Genomic DNA, 18,512 nt, shown 5'->3' on the forward strand with positions numbered 1-18,512 from the left:
GCTACAGCGTGCTGTGGAGAAAGCGGCGGCGAGACAGACGAAAAAAATGCCCGCAGCATCTGCGGGCATTTTTTATGGAATACGAGAACTAATTACTTCATCCACAGACGCATCGAATCCCAGGCGCGGCCGAAGATCGTGGCCTGGTTGATGGTTTCCAGCGCCACGACAGGCAGTTCCAGCAGGACCTTGTCTTCAACCATCATTTTCAGTTTGCCGACAGGGGCGTTTTCAGCCAATGGCGCGACCAGCGGGTCCTTGCGTTCCAGCACAGGCTTCATCTTGGCAGCCATGCCTTTAGGCACGGTGACGAGCACGTCGCGGGCGAAACCGATTTTCACGGTGCCTTTCGAGCCCTTCCACACTTCCGGCGTGGCCACGGCCTGGCCTTTCGAGTACAGCTTGACCGTATCGAAGTTCTGGAAGCCCCAGTTCAGCAGCTTCTGGCTTTCTTGCGTACGCGCCTGGTCGGAGGTGGTACCCAGCACCACGGAGATCAGACGGCGCTCGCCGGTGCCGCCTGGACGGCGGGCCGAAGCGATCATGCAATAGCCGGCCGCTTCCGTGTGGCCCGTCTTCATGCCATCGACGGTCGGGTCCAGCCACAGCAGGCGGTTGCGGTTAGGCTGGGTGATCTTGTTGTACGTAAAGCTTTTCACGGAATCGATTTTGTAGAATTCCGGATAGTCGGCGATCACGCGCTTGGCCAGCACGGACAAGTCTTGTGCGGTGGAATAGTTATCGGGGCTAGGCAAGCCATGCGGATTGCCAAAACGCGTGTTTTTCAGGCCCATGCGCTGTGCTTCGCGGTTCATCAGCACGACAAACGTGCCTTCATCGCCGGCAACGGCTTCAGCCAGCGCCACGGCGGCGTCGTTACCCGATTGAATCATCAGGCCATGCAGCAAGTCGTCGATCGAGACGGGCGTGGCCGGGTCGATGAACATCTTCGAGCTGCTCGAATCGACTTTCCAGGCGCGCACGGAGACATTCACTTTTTGGTCCAGCGCCAGTTTCTTTTCGCGGATGGCGGCAAACGTCAGGTAAGCCGTCATGATCTTGGTCAACGATGCCGGCTCGATGCGCGCGTCCGGATCTTGCGAAGCAATGATCTGGCCACTGGTGGCGTCAAGCAACAGCCAGGACTTGGCGGCGATGGTCGGGGCTGGAACGCTCTGGGCGAAGGCGGCGGATAGGAAAAGTACACTGGAGGCCAGTGCCGCTAAGAGTTTTTTCATGGAGGCTGGTCTGCGAAAAAGATGAAGGCTGGGGGCCATGTTGTTGCTACTGACATGGCCGCGTGGAAAAAACGGATCAATTATAGCCGTGGAGGCGGTAGTAAGCCCACACTTCAATGATCATCTGCCGCGATTGCGGGTTTGTCACCATGCCACAGCGCAATCACGAGGTTCTTGATGTGGTTGAGCTTGCGGTGGAAAAAGTGGTCGGCGCCGGGGATCACGATCACGGGAATGTCTTGTGGACGGGCCCAGTCGAAGACGGCGGACAGGGGAATCGTGTCGTCCAGTTCGCCGTGGATCAAAATGGTATCGGCCGGAATGTCAGCCATGGCCCACTTGCCGGCCGCGCTGCCGATCAGCGCCAGGCGCTCGACGGGCGTGCCGGCGGCAGCCAGGCGTTCCTGCAGTTTCGATTGCACGAAGGTACCGAAGGAAAAGCCGGACAAGGCCACGGGCAAGCCCGGATACAGGCCGCGCATGTGTTCGTACAGCAATTGCATGTCGTCCGTCTCGCCCGCGCCATGGTCGTGCACGCCTTCCGAGGCGCCCACGCCGCGGAAGTTGATGCGCGCCACCACGTAACCGAGGGCGACAAACGCGCGCGCCAGGGTTTGCGTGACCTTGTTATCCATCGTGCCGCCGTACAGCGGGTGGGGATGGGCCACGAGGGCGATGCCGCGCGGAGTGTCTGCCGGGAAATCGAGCAAGCCTTCCATGCTGCCTGCATGGCCGGCGAGGGTAAATTTTTCCGAGTTTCTGTTCATGATGCTCATACTGGTGGCGTAGGCTTAAATTAAGATTAAAGATGCGGCTTAGATTTTCAGGCGGTCGACGATCTTGCCGCCCACCAGGTGGGTATCGATGATCTCGTCGATATCGCTGGTGTCGACATAGGTGTACCAGGTCGCTTCCGGGTAGATCACCAGCAATGGGCCTTCCTCGCAGCGGTCCATGCAGCCGGCCTGGTTGATGCGGATCTTGCCCGCGCCATTCATGTCGAGTTCCTTGATGCGGCGCTTGCAATGCTTTTGCGCCGCTTCCGCGCCATGGTCGCCGCAACTGTTGCGGCCGTCTTCACGTTTGTTCATGCAGAAAAAAACGTGGCGTTCAAAATACGGTGCGTCGCTCATACTATGCTCCTGCTGATTCATCAATGCGCCATGATAACGCTTATGGGTGGTCTTCGCGACGCTGGCGCTGCACGTCATCCTGCCGGTTCAGGCGGTGCGAGGGCAGGCACAGGAACCACAGGGCCATGAAGGGCCACAGCAAGGCCAAAAATTGCGCCGCACCATTGAAGTTCAGGAACTTGCCTTGTACCCAGCCTTGCAAGGTCGACATGAAGTACGGGTTGATCGGCGTCGTGTTCACCATCACCAGGCTCAGCAGCAGGGTGGCGGCCGCGATGCGGCGCTGCGCCACATGGGGCGCGAAGGCCAGGCCGCCCAGCATGATCAGGCCGATCAAAAAGCCGCCCTGGGCGCCCGGCGTGATCCAGACGAAGGCGTTTTCGGGCGAAAACAGCAGCGCGCTGGCCATCGAACGCACGATCAACGCGGCGGCGATGAGGATCAGCATCAGCGCGGCGCGCGGCGCGGCGCGGCGTAGCAGGCATAGTAAAGTGAGCACGGCGCCTGTCATGCCGCAGGCCGTGATGATGGTTTCCGATAGCCAATATTGTTCAACCGTCAATATCACATCGGGACGCAGGTAGGATGCCAGGTCGATGTCCATGCCCATCAGGCTGGAGGCCCAGTCCGACAGGATGGGCAGCAGCTGGCCCAAGCCGAACAAATAGCCTTGCGGATAGATTTGCGCCAGCGGCCACAGCGCCACCAGCACCAGGCCCTGGCTGGCATGTTGGGCAAACCAGCGCTGGCGCACGCGGTACAGATGGCTATGGTCGAGCAGTTTGCGCGCCGTCAGGGCGCCGATGAGGGAACCGATAAAGCAGCCGGCCGAATTCGTATAAAAGTCGAGATTCGACGACACGCGGCTGGGCAAATAGGTTTGCACGGCTTCCATGCTGCCGGAAATCAACATACCGCACAGGCTGGCGATCACGACGGCAAAGAAACCAGTAATCCTTGGAAACAGTGAATACACGATCAACGCACCCAGCGGGATGTAGCCGACGACGTTGATGCCCACGTCAAAGCCCGTCCAGTAGCGGGGCATGCGGGTGTTTTCCAGGAACGTCAGCGGCGACAAGCCATTGCTGTGCCAGCCCGTGAACGGGAACCAGCTGGCGTAGACGATCAGGAAGACGTAGGCGAGCAGGGTCGCGCGCGACACGGGCGACGAGCGTGCGGGCGGCAGTGGCGCTGGCGGGCTGGCAGGGGCTGCGGAGGCGGTCATTCTGTGACGGTCATTCTTTCGGGATGTTCAGCGTGCCCAGCCATGCCAGCAGGTCGCCGGCGACGGCGTCCGAGGCTGCCGCCAGCGCCTGCGCGCCCCCTTGCGCGTCGGCGCTGCCGGCCGGTCCGCTGCGGCTGAAGGTTTTCTGGTCGATCAGGCGGTGCCCGCGGAACAGCGAGGCGCGCAGCGACACATGGCCGCTGCTGTGCGTCTGCGTATCAAAGTTTTGCGAAAAATCATCGACATCGATGCGCAGCAGGGGAATACCGGCGGCCGCGTCCGTGGTCGACAGCACTTTCACGCCGCTCTGCGCCACGCGCGTTTTCAGGCGCTGGCTTAATAGTTGCAGCGGCGGCGTGTTCCAGCGGTTGTAGGCGTACGGGCGCGATTGCTGCGCGTCCGCGTACAGCAGGCGGTAATACATGCGCTGGCTGTCCAGCCACGAAGGGCCGTTGGCGTCGGCGATCACCAGCACGGGCACGGCTGGCGCGGCCGCTGGTGCGGCCGCCTGCGGCGCTGCCGGGCCGAAATCATAAAAAGTGGGGACGGGGCCGCGGCTGGCGCAGCCGCCCAGCAGGAATGCGGCGGCCAGGATGAGTGCGCTGAGATGGCGTGGGGTAGGCATGCGGTGTTCTCCTTATTTGCCCGGTGCCGAAAAACCGGGCTCGCCCGGGCCGGGCGGAATGTCTGGGGCGCCGAACAAGATGCTCTGCGGCTGTTCATTGAGCGTGCTCATGGTGGTTTTCAGGGCGCGCATGGAGGAACGCGCCTCGCCGCTCAGCTCGATTACCTGCGGCAAGACTTCCAGCGACACGCCATTGGCCACCGTTTCCACCGAGTTACCGACCCGGTCGACCGTGCCATTGACCTTGTCGAGCACACCGCCAGGCGCCTGGATGTCGTTGCCCAGCTTTTTCCAGGTGGCCGTCAAATCCGACACGTTCTTGCTGGCCGTGCTGACGGCCGTCAAGGTTTGCCGCGTTTGTTCCGTCAGTTGCGGCAATTGCGTCAGGGTCGGCTCCAGCTGCTGCGGAATGGCGCCGAAGGCCTTGGCTGCCTTGCCCACTTCATTGAAGGCGCCCAGCATGGCGGCCTGGTTGTCGGGGCTGAGCAGATTGTTGACCTTGTTGGTGATTTGCTCGGCCTGGTCGAGGATGCGCTTGCCCCGTTTTTCCAGCTGGTCCAGCAAGCCCGCGCGCAGGGGGATCAGCGAAGGCTTGTCCTTGCTGGTGCCCAGCAATTTCGAACCCACGTGCTCGTCGTCGAGCTGGATGTAGGCGATGCCCGTCACGCCCTGGTAACCGAGGCTGGCAAAGGTCGTGTCGGTGACGGGGGTGTCCGGCGCCACGCTGATGTGCACGAGGATTTGCCCCGCCTTTTGCGTGTCGAAATCGATGGCGTCGACCTTGCCCACTTCCAGGCCCCGATAGCGCACGGTCGCCTGCGGGTTCAGGCCCGGCACGGACAGGGTGGTGGCGAGCAAATACGGGACTCTTTCCACGCGGTCGCGGTTGAACCAGACGCCGAACAGAACGGCGGCCACCAGCAGGGTGAGTGTAAAAAATCCCGTCATCAGGGCATGTGATCTGTTTTCCATTACTTCTCCGCTTTCTTGTCTGTGCCGGCGTCGTCGCCTGGCTGCGCCGCCTTGCCTGCCGCCGCCTGTTTTTCATCAAGGACGGCCAGTGCGCGCTTGCCGCGGTCGCCGAGGAAAAATTGCTTGATGAACGGGTGGTCCACTTCGATCACTTCGCGCGTGGGGCCGATGGCGATCACGTGTTTTTCCGCCAGCACGGCGATGCGCGTGGACAGGGCAAACAGGGTGTCGAGGTCATGCGTGACCATCACCACCGTCAAGCCCAGCTCGCGGTGCAGCGACTGGATCAGGGCGACAAAGCTTTCCGATAGGTCCGGGTCCAGGCCCGCCGTGGGTTCGTCGAGGAACAGCAGCTTCGGTTCCAGCGCCAGGGCGCGCGCCAGCGCCACGCGCTTGATCATGCCGCCCGACAAGTCCGACGGCATTTTCAGCGCATGTTCCGGGCCCAGTCCCACCATGTTCATCTTCAATAATACCGCGTCATGCACCAGCGCCTCGGGCAGCACGCGCAATTCGCGCATCGGTTGCGCCACGTTGTCGAACACGGTCAGGGCCGAATACAGGGCGCCTTGCTGGAACAGCATGCCCCAGTGGTTGCGCAATTGCTGCAACTGGTCGGAACTTGCCTTGTTGATATCTTCGCCAAAGACTTTGACGCAGCCCCGCGCCGGATGTTCCAGGCCCAGCATCTGGCGCAGCAGCACCGTCTTGCCCGTGCCGGAGCCGCCCACGATGGAGAGGATTTCGCCCCGTTCGATTTCCAGGTTCAAGTCCTGGTGCACGACGGTGCGGCCGAACTTGGTCCACAAGTTGGTGATTTCCACCACGGGCGCGCTGCCATGCAGGTTGAACTGGCCGTCCTGGCCCTCGCTCGCCTTGCAAGCGATATCGTTGTCTGCCATCAATATCCCACTCCATTGAAGACGATGGCAAATACGGCGTCGGCCAGGATCACCACGGTGATGGCCGTGACGACGGCGGTGGTGGTGCCGTGCCCCAGGCTTTCCGTATTGGCCTTGATGCGCAGGCCGAAGTGGCAGGAGACAAGGGCGATCAGCATGCCGAAAATCACGCCCTTGCCCAGGCCGATCATGTAATTGGCCAGCGGCACGGCGTCCGGCAGCTTCTGGATGAAGTAGCGCGCCGACAGATTCAATTCCACCTTGGCCGCCACCATGCCGCCGATCAGCGCGGCCGTATCCGTCCAGATGACGAGCAGAGGCATGGAAATGGCCAGGGCCAGCACTTTCGGCATGATCAGGCGGAAACCGTGCGAAATGCCCATCACCAGCATGGCGTCGAGCTCTTCCGTGACGCGCATGACGCCCAACTGGGCCGTGATGGACGAGCCGGAGCGGCCGGCCACGAGAATGGCCGCCAATAACGGCCCCAGTTCGCGGATGACGCTCATGCCCAGCAGGTTGACCAGATAAATGTCGCCGCCAAAGGCGCGCAGCTGCTGCGCCGACAGATAGGACAGCACGACGCCGATCAGAAAGCCGACCAGGGCCGTGATGCCCAGCGCCTGGAAGCCCGCATGGAAGATATTGGCGGAAATTTCACGCCATGGTCCGCGCATCGGGTGGCGCGCGAAGCGGCCGATATCCTGCGTCACCTGGCCGACAAGGGCAATAAAACCCTTCAAATGTTCGAAAAACAGCAGGATGGTCATGCCCAGCTTCATCACGGGCGTGAGACGGTTGGCGCGCGAGGGCGGCGTTTCCAGGGGACCAGTCTCTTCGATGCGCCGGAAAAACTCTTCCTGCGATGGCGCCAGGGTCAGCTGCGCAGGACGCCGCTTGCCCCAGGCATTCCAGAACAGCTGGGCGCCGATATGGTCCATGCTGTCGATCTGTGACAGATCCCAGCTGGCATTCGCGTCACCCTGCAAGGGCTTGAGCTGGGCGTCGATGGCCTTGATCGCATTGTCATGCGCGAGCGCGTGCACCTGCCAGGTGCCGCTGGCAGTGACAAGGGCTCCCTGTTGGGAGCTGGTCTGGGAGAGGGTCAGTTTCGGCGATTGTACAGTCGGCATCGTGCCAGTTTAAGGGAGAATGGCGCAGACCGCCACCGATGTTCAATCGTCACGCTTTCAGGAGGCCAGATGGCGCGCCTGCCGCTGCGGTATTGCCGCCTCCAGGTGCGCCTTCGGCTGGTCGCTGGTTTTGGCGTGGTTTGCCGCTTGCGCGCCGCCCGCATAGTCGCTGGCCACGAGGGCATTGGCCTCGACCGCGCTCATGCCGCGCGTCTGCAGCCATTGCGCCACCAGCTTGGCCAGGCGCTCCATGGCGATGCGGTGCGTGGCGTCCGTATGGGCGTACAGCCAGTTCGAAAAGTCCATGAAATTTTCAAACGGCGACTCGCCCAGCATCCATTGCACCGTATTGGCGAAGCGGCCCGAGTTGGCGACCAGGTCCCAGTAGCGGGCGAAGCGCACCAGGCGCTGCATGCTCATGAAATCGAGCTGTTTATTCGCCAGGATGGTGTAGGGCGGGTGCGGGTCGAACACCATGCCGTAATTTTCCGTGTGGCGGATGATGGGCGTGCCGCGCAGCCGTTTTAATATGCCGAACTGGATTTCATGCGGTTTCAAGGCCACCAGCTTGTTGAAGCCGGCCGCAAAGCTCGCTTCATCCTCGCCCGGCAAGCCGGCGATCAAGTCCACGTGCAGGTGGGCGTTTGATTCCTCGCACAGCCAGCGGATGTTATCGGCCGCCTTTTGATTGTCCTGCTTGCGGCTGACCAGCGCTTGCACCTCCGGATTGAAGCTCTGGATGCCGATCTCGAACTGCAGCGCGCCGGGCGGGAACTTGCTGATGCCTTCTTTCAGTGCATCGGGCAAGTGGTCGGGTACCAGCTCGAAGTGGGCATAGATCGGATCGTCCGGATTGGCTTCGATCTTGTCCAGAAAGAACTGCATGATCTTCAGGCTGGTCTTGATGTTCAGGTTGAAGGTGCGGTCGACGAACTTGAACAGGCGTGCGCCCCGCGCATGCAGCGACTCCATCTCGGCCAGGAAGTTCTCCAGGGCGAAGGGCCAGGCCGTCTTGTCCAGCGCCGACAGGCAGAATTCGCATTTGAACGGGCAGCCGCGCGACGCTTCCACGTAAATCGTGCGATGGCGGATATCGTCATCTGTATACAAGGAGTAGGGCAGTTGCAGTTCCGCCAGCGGCGCTTGCACGCCCGCGTGGATCTTCATCAGTGGTTTTGGCCCGTTGAGGATCTCGCCGCACAGTTTGGGGAAGGTGACGTCGCCCCAGCCCGTGATCAGGTAGTCGGCCAGCTTGACGATCTCTTGCTCGCCCGCTTCATGCGACACTTCCGGCCCGCCCAGCACGATGATGACCTCGGGCGCCACGCGCTTGAGCATGGCCACCAGCTTGGTGGTTTCCTCGACGTTCCAGATATACACGCCAAAACCGATGATGCGCGGCTTGTTCGTCAGGATGCGCTCGACCAGTTCCGTGGTTTTCGTGCCGATGACGAATTCCTGCAACCGTGTCTGCGCCTGCAACGGCCCCATATTGGCCAGCAAATAGCGCAATCCCAGCGAAGCGTGGGTGTAGCGGGCGTTCAGGGTGGAGAGCAGGATGGTCATGGCGGCGATGGAAACGGCGAAACCGCTATTTTACGCTGTCGCGTCACCGGTGCGCTGCGGCCACAAATGCCATGTTACCATTTGTCAATAATTACTAACTTGGCAATGCTTCGGCAGGGCAACAGGGGATACACGGTGCTGGTGAAAAAAGTACTCAATAACAAGGTCCTGCTCGGCTCACTTGCTGGCGTGGCGCTGGTGGCGGCCGCGCTGGTCGGCTACCGCGCGTTTGGCTGGGGCGCGATGGGGCCGGTCAACAGCCTGAAGCTGGATTTGTCCCGGCCCGACGCACTGGTCCGCACGAAAAGCCTGTCGGCCTTGCCGCGTGACCTGCTGACGGTGCCGCTGGCGCGCGACGTGCTGCGCGAGGATTTCCTGTTCTATTACGAGCAGAGCGAAGACCGGCTGGGGCTCAAGGGCAGCCTGCGCCGCATCGCCTACGAACATGAACTGGGCTGGGGCGACCAGCTGCTGCGCATGGTGCTGGACCAGCCGGCGGAAGTGGCCTTGTGGCGCGACGCCGACGGCTCGCTCAAGCATTTCGCCATCGCCGTGTCGCGCAGCCAGTTGACGCGTTTGCTGGAGGAGGCGGGCAAGATCGCCTTGAAGGATACGCAAATGCGCGTGGCCGGCAGTTTGCGCGTCGATGGCGACAGCGTGCCCGTCTACGCGCTCAATTACGCCTGGCAGCGCACCTTGCTGTTTGCCGCGCATGGCCAGCGCCTGGTCATCCTGTCCCATCCCGGCATGCTGTATGGCGGCGACGGCAAGCATGGCGATGGCACGGCCGAGAAAACCGTGGCCAGCCTGCTGGCGCCGGAGCCGGCCAAACAGAACGTCTTTCATGCGCAGTTCCATCTCGATAACGCCGCGCCCGAGGGCCACAGCATCGCCGTCAAGGCGGACTTCCTGTCGTTCGGCTACCAGCCCTTCTTTGGCGCGCTCGAAGCGTTGCGCTTCGATTTTCAACAAGGCGCCTGGCAATCGAAGGTGCTGCTCAATGCCGACAAATTGAAAAACGGCGGCTACGACAGCAGCTCCCTGTGGCCGCAACTGCCGCATCATCCCAGCGCCTGCTTCAGCGTGCCGGTCGACTGGACCGCGCTGCAGCCCGTGCTCAAGCGCCTGGGCGACAAGACATCCGCACCGGTGGTGTCGCTGGCCGGGCACTTGCAAGGCCCCGCCGCCGCGTGCTGGTACGGCACTTCGCGGCTGCATACGCCGGTTTTTGTGGCCACGCGCAGTGCGCAGGCTGGCGACGACGCTGTATATGGCAGCCTGTTCGAGGCGGCCATCGGCGGCAAGGACCCCGTGCGCAAGACTACCGGCAAGGATAGTAAAGGTGCGTTCGTGCGCTGGGAGCGCAGTGTCGCCACGGCCCTGGGCCAATCCAAGCCGGCGTTGGCCGTGGCCGGCAATACTGTTGTCTTCTCGGCCGACGGCAAGCTGGTGGACCAGGTGCTGGCGGTGCGCCGCAAGCAGGCACCGGCGGCCAGCGACTTGCTGCCTGACGCTTCGCGCACGATCGGCCTGATCGCGCCGGCATCGCTGGCCCGGCTGATCCAGCTGGAAGCCTTCGATACCCTGCCGGCGAATAAGGAACCGGTACTGCGCGCAGCCGCCAACGAACACCTGGTGCCGCGCCTGAACGCCTTGAAAAAATATCCGCCGCTGCGCATGGTGCTCAAGCGGCAGCCAGCCAGCGGCACCGCATGGGAAACGCTGGAATGGCAGGAGACTGGGCGATGATGGTGCGGCATGCGCGCCGTGCCGCCTTGCGCTGGCTGGCGGGAGGGGCTGCCGCTGTTGCCTTCCCCCATGCCTGGGCCCTGCGCGCGGCGGCCGAGCCGCAAGTGCGGCTGTCGCAGCCGCAGAGCCGCGCCTTCCAGTCCTGGATGTTGCGCATCGTCAACGCGCAGATCGAACGGGGACCGTCGCCGCGCTGGACGCACCGCGATTGCGCCGGCCTGGTGCGCTTTGCCGTCAACGAAGCCTTGACCGTGCATGACGCGAAGTGGCTGCGCGCGAACGGCATCGCCAGCGACCGGCGCCTGCCGCCCGAGCTGGAACTGGACGCGAACCAGGCCGCCTTGCGCAACCGCTGGGTGCAAACGGGCGGCAGCATCGGCCACTTCGTCACGGCGCTGGCGCTGGTGCAGCACAACAGCCGTTTCATCGCCCGCGAAATCAGCCAGGCGCTGCCCGGCGACCTGCTGTTTTTCGACCAGGGCGACGAACAGCACCTGATGGTCTGGATGGGTGCGCGCATCGCCTACCACACCGGCACCGTCACCCCCGACGACAATGGTCTGCGGACCGTCGATATCAAAGAACTTACGAGCTGGAAGGACACGCGGTGGCAACCTGTGGTCAACAATCCGAATTTCGCCGGTGTGTTCCGGCTGGCGTTTTTATCATGAAGCCGATTTTTCTCATGAAGCAGCTATTTGTCAGCTTGTTGGCGTTGGTGCTCATTGGCGGCGCTTCGGCGCAGGAACGCGAGCCCAGCAACTACAGCACCTTCAAGGGCGAGCCCTTCTTCCTGTTGTCGGACGCCAGCTACGGCAGCACCGACGAGTCGCGCGTGCGGCTCGAGGTGCCCGGGCGCGACATGGGACGCATGAACCTGGAAGCGTATTCGGGCGCCGACATCGTCGTCTACCGCGTGCCCGAACCGATGGAATTCCTGAAAAAACAGCGCAATCTGCACCGCATCCAGGTCGAGGGCAATTACCAGGGCGAAGGCCTGGCCAATACGCTGAGCTTTCTGTGGGATAGCTGGTGGAAGCAGTCGCGCCTGGCCTGGCGCAAGCTGTTTTCCGGCGAGGCGCGCCGCGCGGTCACGAAAGAGCAGCCGCAGCTGGCCACGAATGACGCGATCCGCCGGCCGACCGTGTTCGCCAACCATCCGCAGTACAAGCCGATCAAGGGCATGGAGCTGGTCGACAGCTTCCGCTATCCGATCTGGCAAGCCAAGGCCATCACACCGCCGAAAGGCGTCAAGCTCGATGGATCGAGCAGCGACTTCATCGTCGCGGGCGCCGGCAACGTGATGATCCCGCTGGGCAAGCGCAAGCCGGGTTTGTACCTGGTCGAAGCGATCATCGGCGAGCACCGCGCCACCACCCTGGTGTTCGTGTCGGACACGGTGGCCGTCACCAAGGTATCGTCAGGCCAGATGCTGGTCTGGACGGCGCGGCGCGACAACAGCGCCGCCGTGGCCGGCGCCAGCGTGGCGTGGACCGACGGCACCGGCGTGCTGCAGTCGGCCACCACGGGTGCAGATGGCGTCGCCTCGCTCGAGCGCGGCAGCCCGGAACACACGTATGTGCTGGGCCAGGACGGCGCTGGCGGCGTGTTCGTGTCCGAGAATTTTTACTATGACAGTGAAATCTATAACACCAAGATTTATGCGGTGACCGACCGGCCCCTGTACCGGCCCGGCGACGAGGTCAACGTCAAGTTCCTGGGCCGCGAATTCACGTCGGCGCGCAACTCGCAGGCGGCGGCCAGCGCGCCTGTCAGTCTCACCGTGCTCAATCCGAACGGCACGCCGCTGCTGACGCAAACGCTGCAGCTGTCCGGCGATACGGGCGCCGACACGCGCTTCCGTCTGCCCACGGAAGCGACCGCCGGCGGCTATGAACTGCGCTTCAATTACAAGGATGGCGTGTATGGCGCGGCCTTCCGCGTGGCCGAATACGTCAAGCCGCACTTTGAAATCAACGTCCAGCCATCGAAGCCGGAATTCAAGACGGGCGAGGTGGTCAAGGGCAGCATCGCGTTGCGCTACCCCGATGGAAAACCCGTGAAAAACGCGAAGATGACCTTGTCGCTGCGCAGCCAGCAAAACACCATGGTTGAAGGCGAACTGCGTTACAGCGGCCTGTTCCCGGTGTCGCTGAAAACCGAAGAGGTGGTCAGCGACGGCAGCGGCAATGTGGACTTCACCTTGCCGCCTGCCGCCGATCCGTCTCGCTACATCTTGACCGTGCTGGCGACCGATGGCGCGGCCTACCGCGTCAAGGCGACGCGCGAGCTGATGATAGAACGCTCGAGCAGCAGCTACCAGTTGAAGGCCACGCGCCAGTTTTCCGATCCGGGCCAGACCGTGCATTTCGACCTGGTGGCCGATGGCCAGGGCGCGGCGCGACCCGTGCGCTGGGAGATGGTGCAGCTGGAAAAACAGAGCAAGACCGAGGGCGCGTTCGATCCCAACGCCAAGGGCTGGGATGTGACATTCCCGGCATCGGGCTCGTATCAGCTGGCGCTGCGCGACGAACGCGGCAACTTGCTGGCCGCCGCCAGCCACTGGGTCGCCGGCGATGGCGTGCAGACGACACCAGGCAGCATCGAGATCGTGCTGGACCGCGCGCGCTATCGTCCGGGCGACACTGCCGAGGCGCTGATCACCTTCTCCGACAAGGTCGACCAGGCGCTGTTGACGCTCGAGCGCGACAAGGTGGAGCACCATGGCTTGATGGCCGGTGCCGCTGATTGGTACCAGGCGCAGCGCGTGGCGCTGCGGCAGTGGAGAGTGCGCATTCCGGTAAAAGAAGAGCACGGCCCGAACATGACGTTCTCGGTGGCGTACACGCGCAATGGCGACTTCGTGTTCGAGAACGCCGGCCTGCAAGTGATCGAGCCGCGCATCGCGCTGCAGTTCAAAAGCGACAAGGACGTCTACCAGCCGGGCGAGAAGGTGACCCTGGATGTGAAGGCCACCCTCGATGGCAAGCCCCTGAGCACCCTGGTGGCGCTGGGCGTGGTCGATGAAATGATCTATGTGCTGCAGCCGGAAATCGCGCCGGACATCGGCGACTTCTTCTACCATCCGCGCCGCAACAACGTGCGCACCACGGCCAGCCTGTCCTTCATCAGCTACGACATGGCGCAGGGCCGTACTGCCGGTGCGCCCGCGCGCCACAACTACAACGAGCGCGGCGTCAAGGTGCTGGAACGTCCGCGCCGCGACAATATCGACACGGCTTACTGGGCGCCATCGCTGAAGACCGATGCGAATGGCAACGCACGCGTGAGCTTTACCATGCCCGACGCGCTGACCCGCTGGAGGATCACCGGCCGCGCGATGGATAGCCAAGGTCGCGTCGGCCAGCGTACTGCCTATCTGCGGTCGGACAAGAATTTCTATGCCAAGTGGACGGCGCCCGACTGGATGCGCGCCGGCGATGCGCCGCGTGCCTCGGTGGCCGTGTTCAACCAGACGGGCAAGGAGCAGGTGCTCGACGTGCTCCTCTCTGGCGGGGCGCAGCCGAAGACGGAAAAACTATCTGCCAAACCGGGTGTCAATTACGTTGAATTTCCGCTCGCTGCTGGCGCCAGCGCGCTGCGCCTGGAACTGAAACAGAACGGCAAACTGGTCGACGCGTTAGAGACGGCCATGCAAACCTTGCCCGCCGCCTGGAGCAGCCCGCGCTCGCTGGTGCTGCCGCTCGATGGCGCCACTGGTGAGACTCCACTCAAGCTGCCGGCGGACGCGCGCAATATCCGCGTCTCGTTCGCGCAAGGCGCGGCCAGCCAGTTCGCGCGCATTGCCGACGACTTGATCGACTATCCGTATGGCTGCGTGGAACAGACGGCGAGCCGCTTGATTCCGCTGGCGCTGGCCACGCAAAGCCTGGGGCCGGACGCCGGCGCGGCAGGCGAGCGTCTGCAAACGCTGCTCACTGCGCAGCGCCTGCGCCTGGTGTCCATGGCGGGTCCGAACGCCGTCTTCGGCTGGTGGGGCAATGCCACGGCTGGCAATGCCCTGATGACGGCCTACGCCTATTACGCGGACTGGTACGCGGCGCGCGCGCTGCACATCGAGTTGCCGCCCGAGCACTGGAACAAGCTGCTGGCCGTCTACAGCGAACATGGCTTGAAGGATGCGATGGGCGACCGCGCGCTGGTGCTGTGGATGGCGCGCGAGATGGGCCTGCCCACGCAGACGCTGGCAGCCGGCCTGGTGGACGACAGTGCCATCGCCGTCCTGGGCGGCAAACCGCGCCAGGCGGGCGACAGCGGCAGCCTGCTGCTGGGCGGCGCCTCTGACCGCGAGGCGCAAGCGATGGCGCTGGGTCTGGTGGCGCTGGTCGCCAGCCAGAATGGCATCGCCTTGCCGCATGGGCTGCAGCTGCAAGTGGCCAGCGCCTGGCAAGTCTTGCGCGAATCGAAAGCGCCGGTGGCGCAGGCCTTGCTGATGCTGGCTGGCGAAGTGCCCCCATCGCAGGCCGACGCGGTGCTGGCCGGCGTGCGCGCCGAAATGCCGACCCTCGACCGCGCGATGACCTTGTTGTGGGTGCAAAAGAAGCTGGGCGGCGCATCGTTCGGCAAGGGACCTGCCGTGGCGCTGGACGGCGCCTGGCAACAGCGCGAAAGCCGCAGTGGCCAGCCGCTCTGGCGCTGGCTTGACGCCAAGGGCTTGCCTGACAAACTGCGTCTCGCCGCCCCCGCGCCTGCGGGCACGGTGGCCGTGCTGCAGTACGACAGTCACGCGGCCGAAGCGCAGACCTTGCCGGTCGCCGTCGAACGTCGCATCCTGCGCATGAAGGCGGGCAAGGGAGGCTACACGACGGAACTGGTCAAGCCGGGCGAGGCGCTCAGTACGGACGCGCTGTACCTCGATGAAATCACCTTGAAAGCGGCACCGGGCGCGAAGCACCGCTTTGGCTTGCTGGAAGTGGCGCTGCCGCCGGGCGCCATGGTCGAATCGACCACCTGGGGCATGGTCATGGCGGGCGACAAGCCGGCCGCGCTGGAACGTGCACGCCACACGGAGCGCCGCGACGGCTATGCCGTGCCGATCGAGCCTTTGGCCGGCGACGTGACGGTGCGTCATCTGATTCGCTTTGCGCAAAAGGGCAGTTATGTGCTGCCGCCCGCGCGCTTTTACCGCATGTACCAGCCGGAGCAGAAAGCCTTCGAAGGCGGCGGCAAGACCATGCGCGCGCTGAAGGTTGAGTGATGCGCGCAGCACTTCCTGCATTGATGGCGACCCTGCTGCTGGCCGCGCCTGTTTTTGCCGCCTCGTTGGACGTGGCCTGGTGGCGCGACGGCAAGATGGAGGTGCGCCAGCTGCGCCAGGGCGGCACGGCGCCGCTGCCGTTTGACGGCACGCGGCAAGTGCCGCTGGCCAGCCTGTGGAAGCTGTTCGTATATGTGTACGCGAGCGATAACAAGGTGGCGATGCCCGACTACCGCTGCGGCGGCCGCGATCCGGAAGAAGTGTATTGCTGCGATGCGGGCCAGAGCATCGGCCACGATGCGGCACTGGCGCAATCGTGTGGCCCCTTCTTCTCGCCCCAGCGCCTGATGATCGCGGCCACGCCGTGGCGCCGGTACTGGACCGCCCGTCTAGGTAGTGCGCCGGCAGGGGACTTTGCCTGGCTGGCGGACCCTGCGCAGCTGGCGCCGGGGCGGCTGGTACGGTTGGACAGCCTGCTGCGCGCGCTCGACAGCATCCCGGCCGCCAGCCGCGTGGACGCGGAAGCGGCGCTGTTGCGCGTGGTGCTCGATGGGCGCGGTGCCGGTACGGCGCGCTGGTTCGGCAGCCAGCTGCGCGTCAAGACGTATTCCTGGCACGAGCAGCGCCGTACGGACGAACGGATTGGTGGTGCGGCAGGCTGGCTGGCCGATGGCACGCCGATCTGGTTTGGCGGCGCGGGCGGCAGCAGCAATGTCTTTGAGCAGTGGGCGCCCAGGCTGGCCGCCAGCTTGCCGCCAGTGGGTGCGGCCGACGATGGCGGCTGCGTGGTGGTCGATTACTTCAAGCGTTATCCCATTCGTGCCGTGCGCGGCGAGCGCGGCGTGGCCGTACCCGGGCCGCTGAATGGCCGCTACCATGTGCAGTTCGAGAATGGCCAGAACCTCGCCTTGCGCAGCAGCGGGGAGCTGATGCTGCTGCAAGAGAAGGGCGGCCGCCCGCAATTGCGCGGCCGCTTCGGCGTCAATGAATATGTGGCGCGCGTGCTCGATCGCGAAGCGAGTACTGATGAGCCGGAAGCGGCCAAGGCGCTGGCGATCGCCGCGCGCACGTATTTGCAGCAGAACGCGGTGAGCGTAGCGGGCTGCCAGCAGATCGCCGACAGCAGCGCGACCCAGCGCGTCAGTCCCAGCCCCGCCACGCCGGCGGCGCTGGCCATTGCGCGCTGGACTGATCAGCTGATCGTCGATGGCGTCACCGTGCGTTATCACAGCACCTTGTCGTCCGAGGGCACGATGGCGTGGAGCGAGGCGGTGCGCCAGGCCAGACAAGGCAAGCACTATGATGAATTGCTGGCGACGGCCTATCCCGGCGGCGCGCTGAGCACCTTTGGCAATACCGGCGCGCGTTGTCGGCGCCTGGCGCAGAACGAGGATTGGCTGGCGCGCTCCGTGCCGCGCTGGCAGCGCGTGCTGCTGCGCGAGGCCGGTTACGAAGCACCGCCGCAAGCGCCGCTGGTCTGTGCCCTGTCCAGCGGCGCGCCGTATTCGGAGCAGTCGCGTAACCGCATCTTCATGCGGCCGCTTGCCACGCGCGAAGATCGCATCACCTTGGCCCATGAATACTTGCACCTTGGCCTGCGCCGTCATCCGCGCGGCCAGGACGAAGAATATGTCGAGCGGCTGGCCCGCCGGCTGGTCGACCTTAACCTGGAGGCCCTATGAGTTTTTATATCCGTTGCTCGATTCCCCTGATGCTGTTGCCACTCTGGGCGCAGGCCCAGGTCACCATCGACGCCCCCAGGAGCGGCTGGCGCAATTCGGCCGGTGCAACTGAGGAATACACGCAGGCGGTCAATTACCCCGCTGCGTCGGTCAACCTGCAGCCGGGCCAGGCCGAGACGGCGCAGATAAGGGGGCGTATTGCCGGCGCTATCAAGGGCAAGCCCGCCACCCTGGTGGTCAACGGCGTGGCGATGCCGATGGAAGTGGGTGAAGACGGCAGCTATGGGCGACCGTATGGCTTCGGCAGCGGCTCGAACAGCGTGGAAGTGCGTTCGCCCGATGGCAGGAGCCGCGCACGCACCCAGTTTGTCGACAGCTACCAGGGCAAGACGCAGGCGCGCCTGCGTATCGTGCTGTCCTGGGACAGCCCCGGCACCGACCTCGATCTGCATGTGGTCACGCCGGACGGTGGCCACGCCTGGTATGGCAATCGCGTCTTGAAAGATGGCGGCGCGCTGGATGTGGACGTGACTACCGGCTATGGCCCGGAAATCTTTTCCAGTGCCGCGCCCCTGAAGGGCAACTATCACGTCTATATCAATTACTACGGCAGCGGCGAGAATTCCTCCGTGCTGACGGTTGCCCGCCTGTCGGTCATCACCAATGAAGGCACGCCGCGTGAAAAGCTGCAGAGCTTCCAGGTGCCGATGCGGGCCGCCGGCGAGCTGACCCTGGTGAAATCGTTTGTCTTGCCATAAAAATGGCCGCAAATAGCCCTTGCAGGGTGCGCGGGGCAGGGCTATAATTCGCCCCCTCGCTGAACGATGCATGCAAATGCTGAGTGAAGTGGGTAAAAAAGAAGGTTGACGAAATGCTGAAAAAGCTTCATACTCTTCCTTCTTCGCAGCTGACAAACACAACGCTTTGTCGATAGCGCGAAAGTAGTACCGAATACCGTTCTTTAACAATTAACAGTCGATAAGTGTGGGCATTTGATGTAAGTGCAGCGTCAATCTTCGGATTGGCGTCTAACTTAAAATATCAAATGTTCACAAGAAATAATGAA

The 18,512-nt window shown here is 63.5% G+C and carries 14 protein-coding genes; 5 read left to right on the forward strand and 9 right to left on the reverse strand.

All coding sequences use genetic code 11. The features are described 5' to 3' along the window. Window positions 1–92 precede the first annotated feature (92 nt). The 9 genes from O0882_RS25985 to O0882_RS26025 all read right to left on the reverse strand — a co-directional run bounded on the left by O0882_RS25985 (window position 93) and on the right by O0882_RS26025 (window position 8,797). Complete coding sequence (locus O0882_RS25985) at window positions 93–1,238, reverse strand: D-alanyl-D-alanine carboxypeptidase family protein (RefSeq protein WP_289952661.1); 1,146 nt, start codon at window positions 1,236–1,238, stop codon at window positions 93–95. A 113-nt stretch (window positions 1,239–1,351) separates the two neighbouring features. Then, window positions 1,352–2,005, reverse strand: a complete 654-nt coding sequence (locus tag O0882_RS25990) for an alpha/beta hydrolase (RefSeq protein ID WP_035828394.1) — start codon at window positions 2,003–2,005, stop codon at window positions 1,352–1,354. Window positions 2,006–2,053: 48 nt separating this feature from the next. Continuing rightward, entirely contained in the window at window positions 2,054–2,371 is a 318-nt protein-coding gene (locus tag O0882_RS25995; RefSeq protein WP_289952663.1) for a (2Fe-2S) ferredoxin domain-containing protein, read from the reverse strand. Window positions 2,372–2,411: 40 nt separating this feature from the next. Continuing rightward, window positions 2,412–3,599 (reverse strand): VanZ family protein, encoded by a 1,188-nt coding sequence (locus O0882_RS26000; RefSeq protein WP_289952664.1) that lies wholly within the window; start codon window positions 3,597–3,599, stop codon window positions 2,412–2,414. 10 nt (window positions 3,600–3,609) lie between these two features. Continuing rightward, window positions 3,610–4,224, reverse strand: a complete 615-nt coding sequence (locus O0882_RS26005; protein ID WP_289952666.1) for an ABC-type transport auxiliary lipoprotein family protein — start codon at window positions 4,222–4,224, stop codon at window positions 3,610–3,612. Between the two features lie 12 nt (window positions 4,225–4,236). Beyond that, window positions 4,237–5,196 (reverse strand): MlaD family protein, encoded by a 960-nt coding sequence (locus O0882_RS26010; RefSeq protein ID WP_289952668.1) that lies wholly within the window; start codon window positions 5,194–5,196, stop codon window positions 4,237–4,239. After that, window positions 5,196–6,098: an ATP-binding cassette domain-containing protein gene (locus O0882_RS26015; RefSeq protein WP_289952669.1), complete on the reverse strand. Its 903-nt coding sequence runs from the start codon at window positions 6,096–6,098 to the stop codon at window positions 5,196–5,198. Before O0882_RS26015 ends, O0882_RS26010 begins: the two co-directional genes overlap by 1 nt. Continuing rightward, window positions 6,098–7,231 (reverse strand): ABC transporter permease, encoded by a 1,134-nt coding sequence (locus tag O0882_RS26020; RefSeq protein WP_289952670.1) that lies wholly within the window; start codon window positions 7,229–7,231, stop codon window positions 6,098–6,100. Before O0882_RS26020 ends, O0882_RS26015 begins: the two co-directional genes overlap by 1 nt. Window positions 7,232–7,288: 57 nt before the next feature. Further along, window positions 7,289–8,797 (reverse strand): radical SAM protein, encoded by a 1,509-nt coding sequence (locus O0882_RS26025; RefSeq protein WP_289952671.1) that lies wholly within the window; start codon window positions 8,795–8,797, stop codon window positions 7,289–7,291. Between the two features lie 141 nt (window positions 8,798–8,938). Here O0882_RS26025 and O0882_RS26030 point away from each other — a divergent pair, with 141 nt between their 5' ends. The 5 genes from O0882_RS26030 to O0882_RS26050 are packed head-to-tail and all read left to right on the forward strand — an operon-like array spanning window position 8,939 to window position 18,204. Further along, entirely contained in the window at window positions 8,939–10,546 is a 1,608-nt protein-coding gene (locus tag O0882_RS26030) for a DUF2138 family protein (protein ID WP_289952672.1), read from the forward strand. Next, the gene (locus O0882_RS26035) at window positions 10,546–11,217 is read left to right on the forward strand and encodes a DUF1175 family protein (protein WP_289952687.1); all 672 of its coding nucleotides are present in this window, start codon (window positions 10,546–10,548) and stop codon (window positions 11,215–11,217) included. Before O0882_RS26030 ends, O0882_RS26035 begins: the two co-directional genes overlap by 1 nt. Continuing rightward, window positions 11,214–15,764: an alpha-2-macroglobulin gene (locus O0882_RS26040; RefSeq protein ID WP_289952674.1), complete on the forward strand. Its 4,551-nt coding sequence runs from the start codon at window positions 11,214–11,216 to the stop codon at window positions 15,762–15,764. Before O0882_RS26035 ends, O0882_RS26040 begins: the two co-directional genes overlap by 4 nt. Further along, complete coding sequence (locus tag O0882_RS26045) at window positions 15,764–17,446, forward strand: DUF2300 domain-containing protein (RefSeq protein ID WP_289952675.1); 1,683 nt, start codon at window positions 15,764–15,766, stop codon at window positions 17,444–17,446. Before O0882_RS26040 ends, O0882_RS26045 begins: the two co-directional genes overlap by 1 nt. Before the next feature lie 29 nt (window positions 17,447–17,475). Further along, window positions 17,476–18,204, forward strand: a complete 729-nt coding sequence (locus tag O0882_RS26050; RefSeq protein WP_289952689.1) for a DUF2135 domain-containing protein — start codon at window positions 17,476–17,478, stop codon at window positions 18,202–18,204. Window positions 18,205–18,512 lie beyond the last annotated feature (308 nt).

Origin of the sequence: Janthinobacterium sp. SUN073, from assembly GCF_030397665.1 — a bacterium.
GTDB lineage: Bacteria > Pseudomonadota > Gammaproteobacteria > Burkholderiales > Burkholderiaceae_D > Janthinobacterium.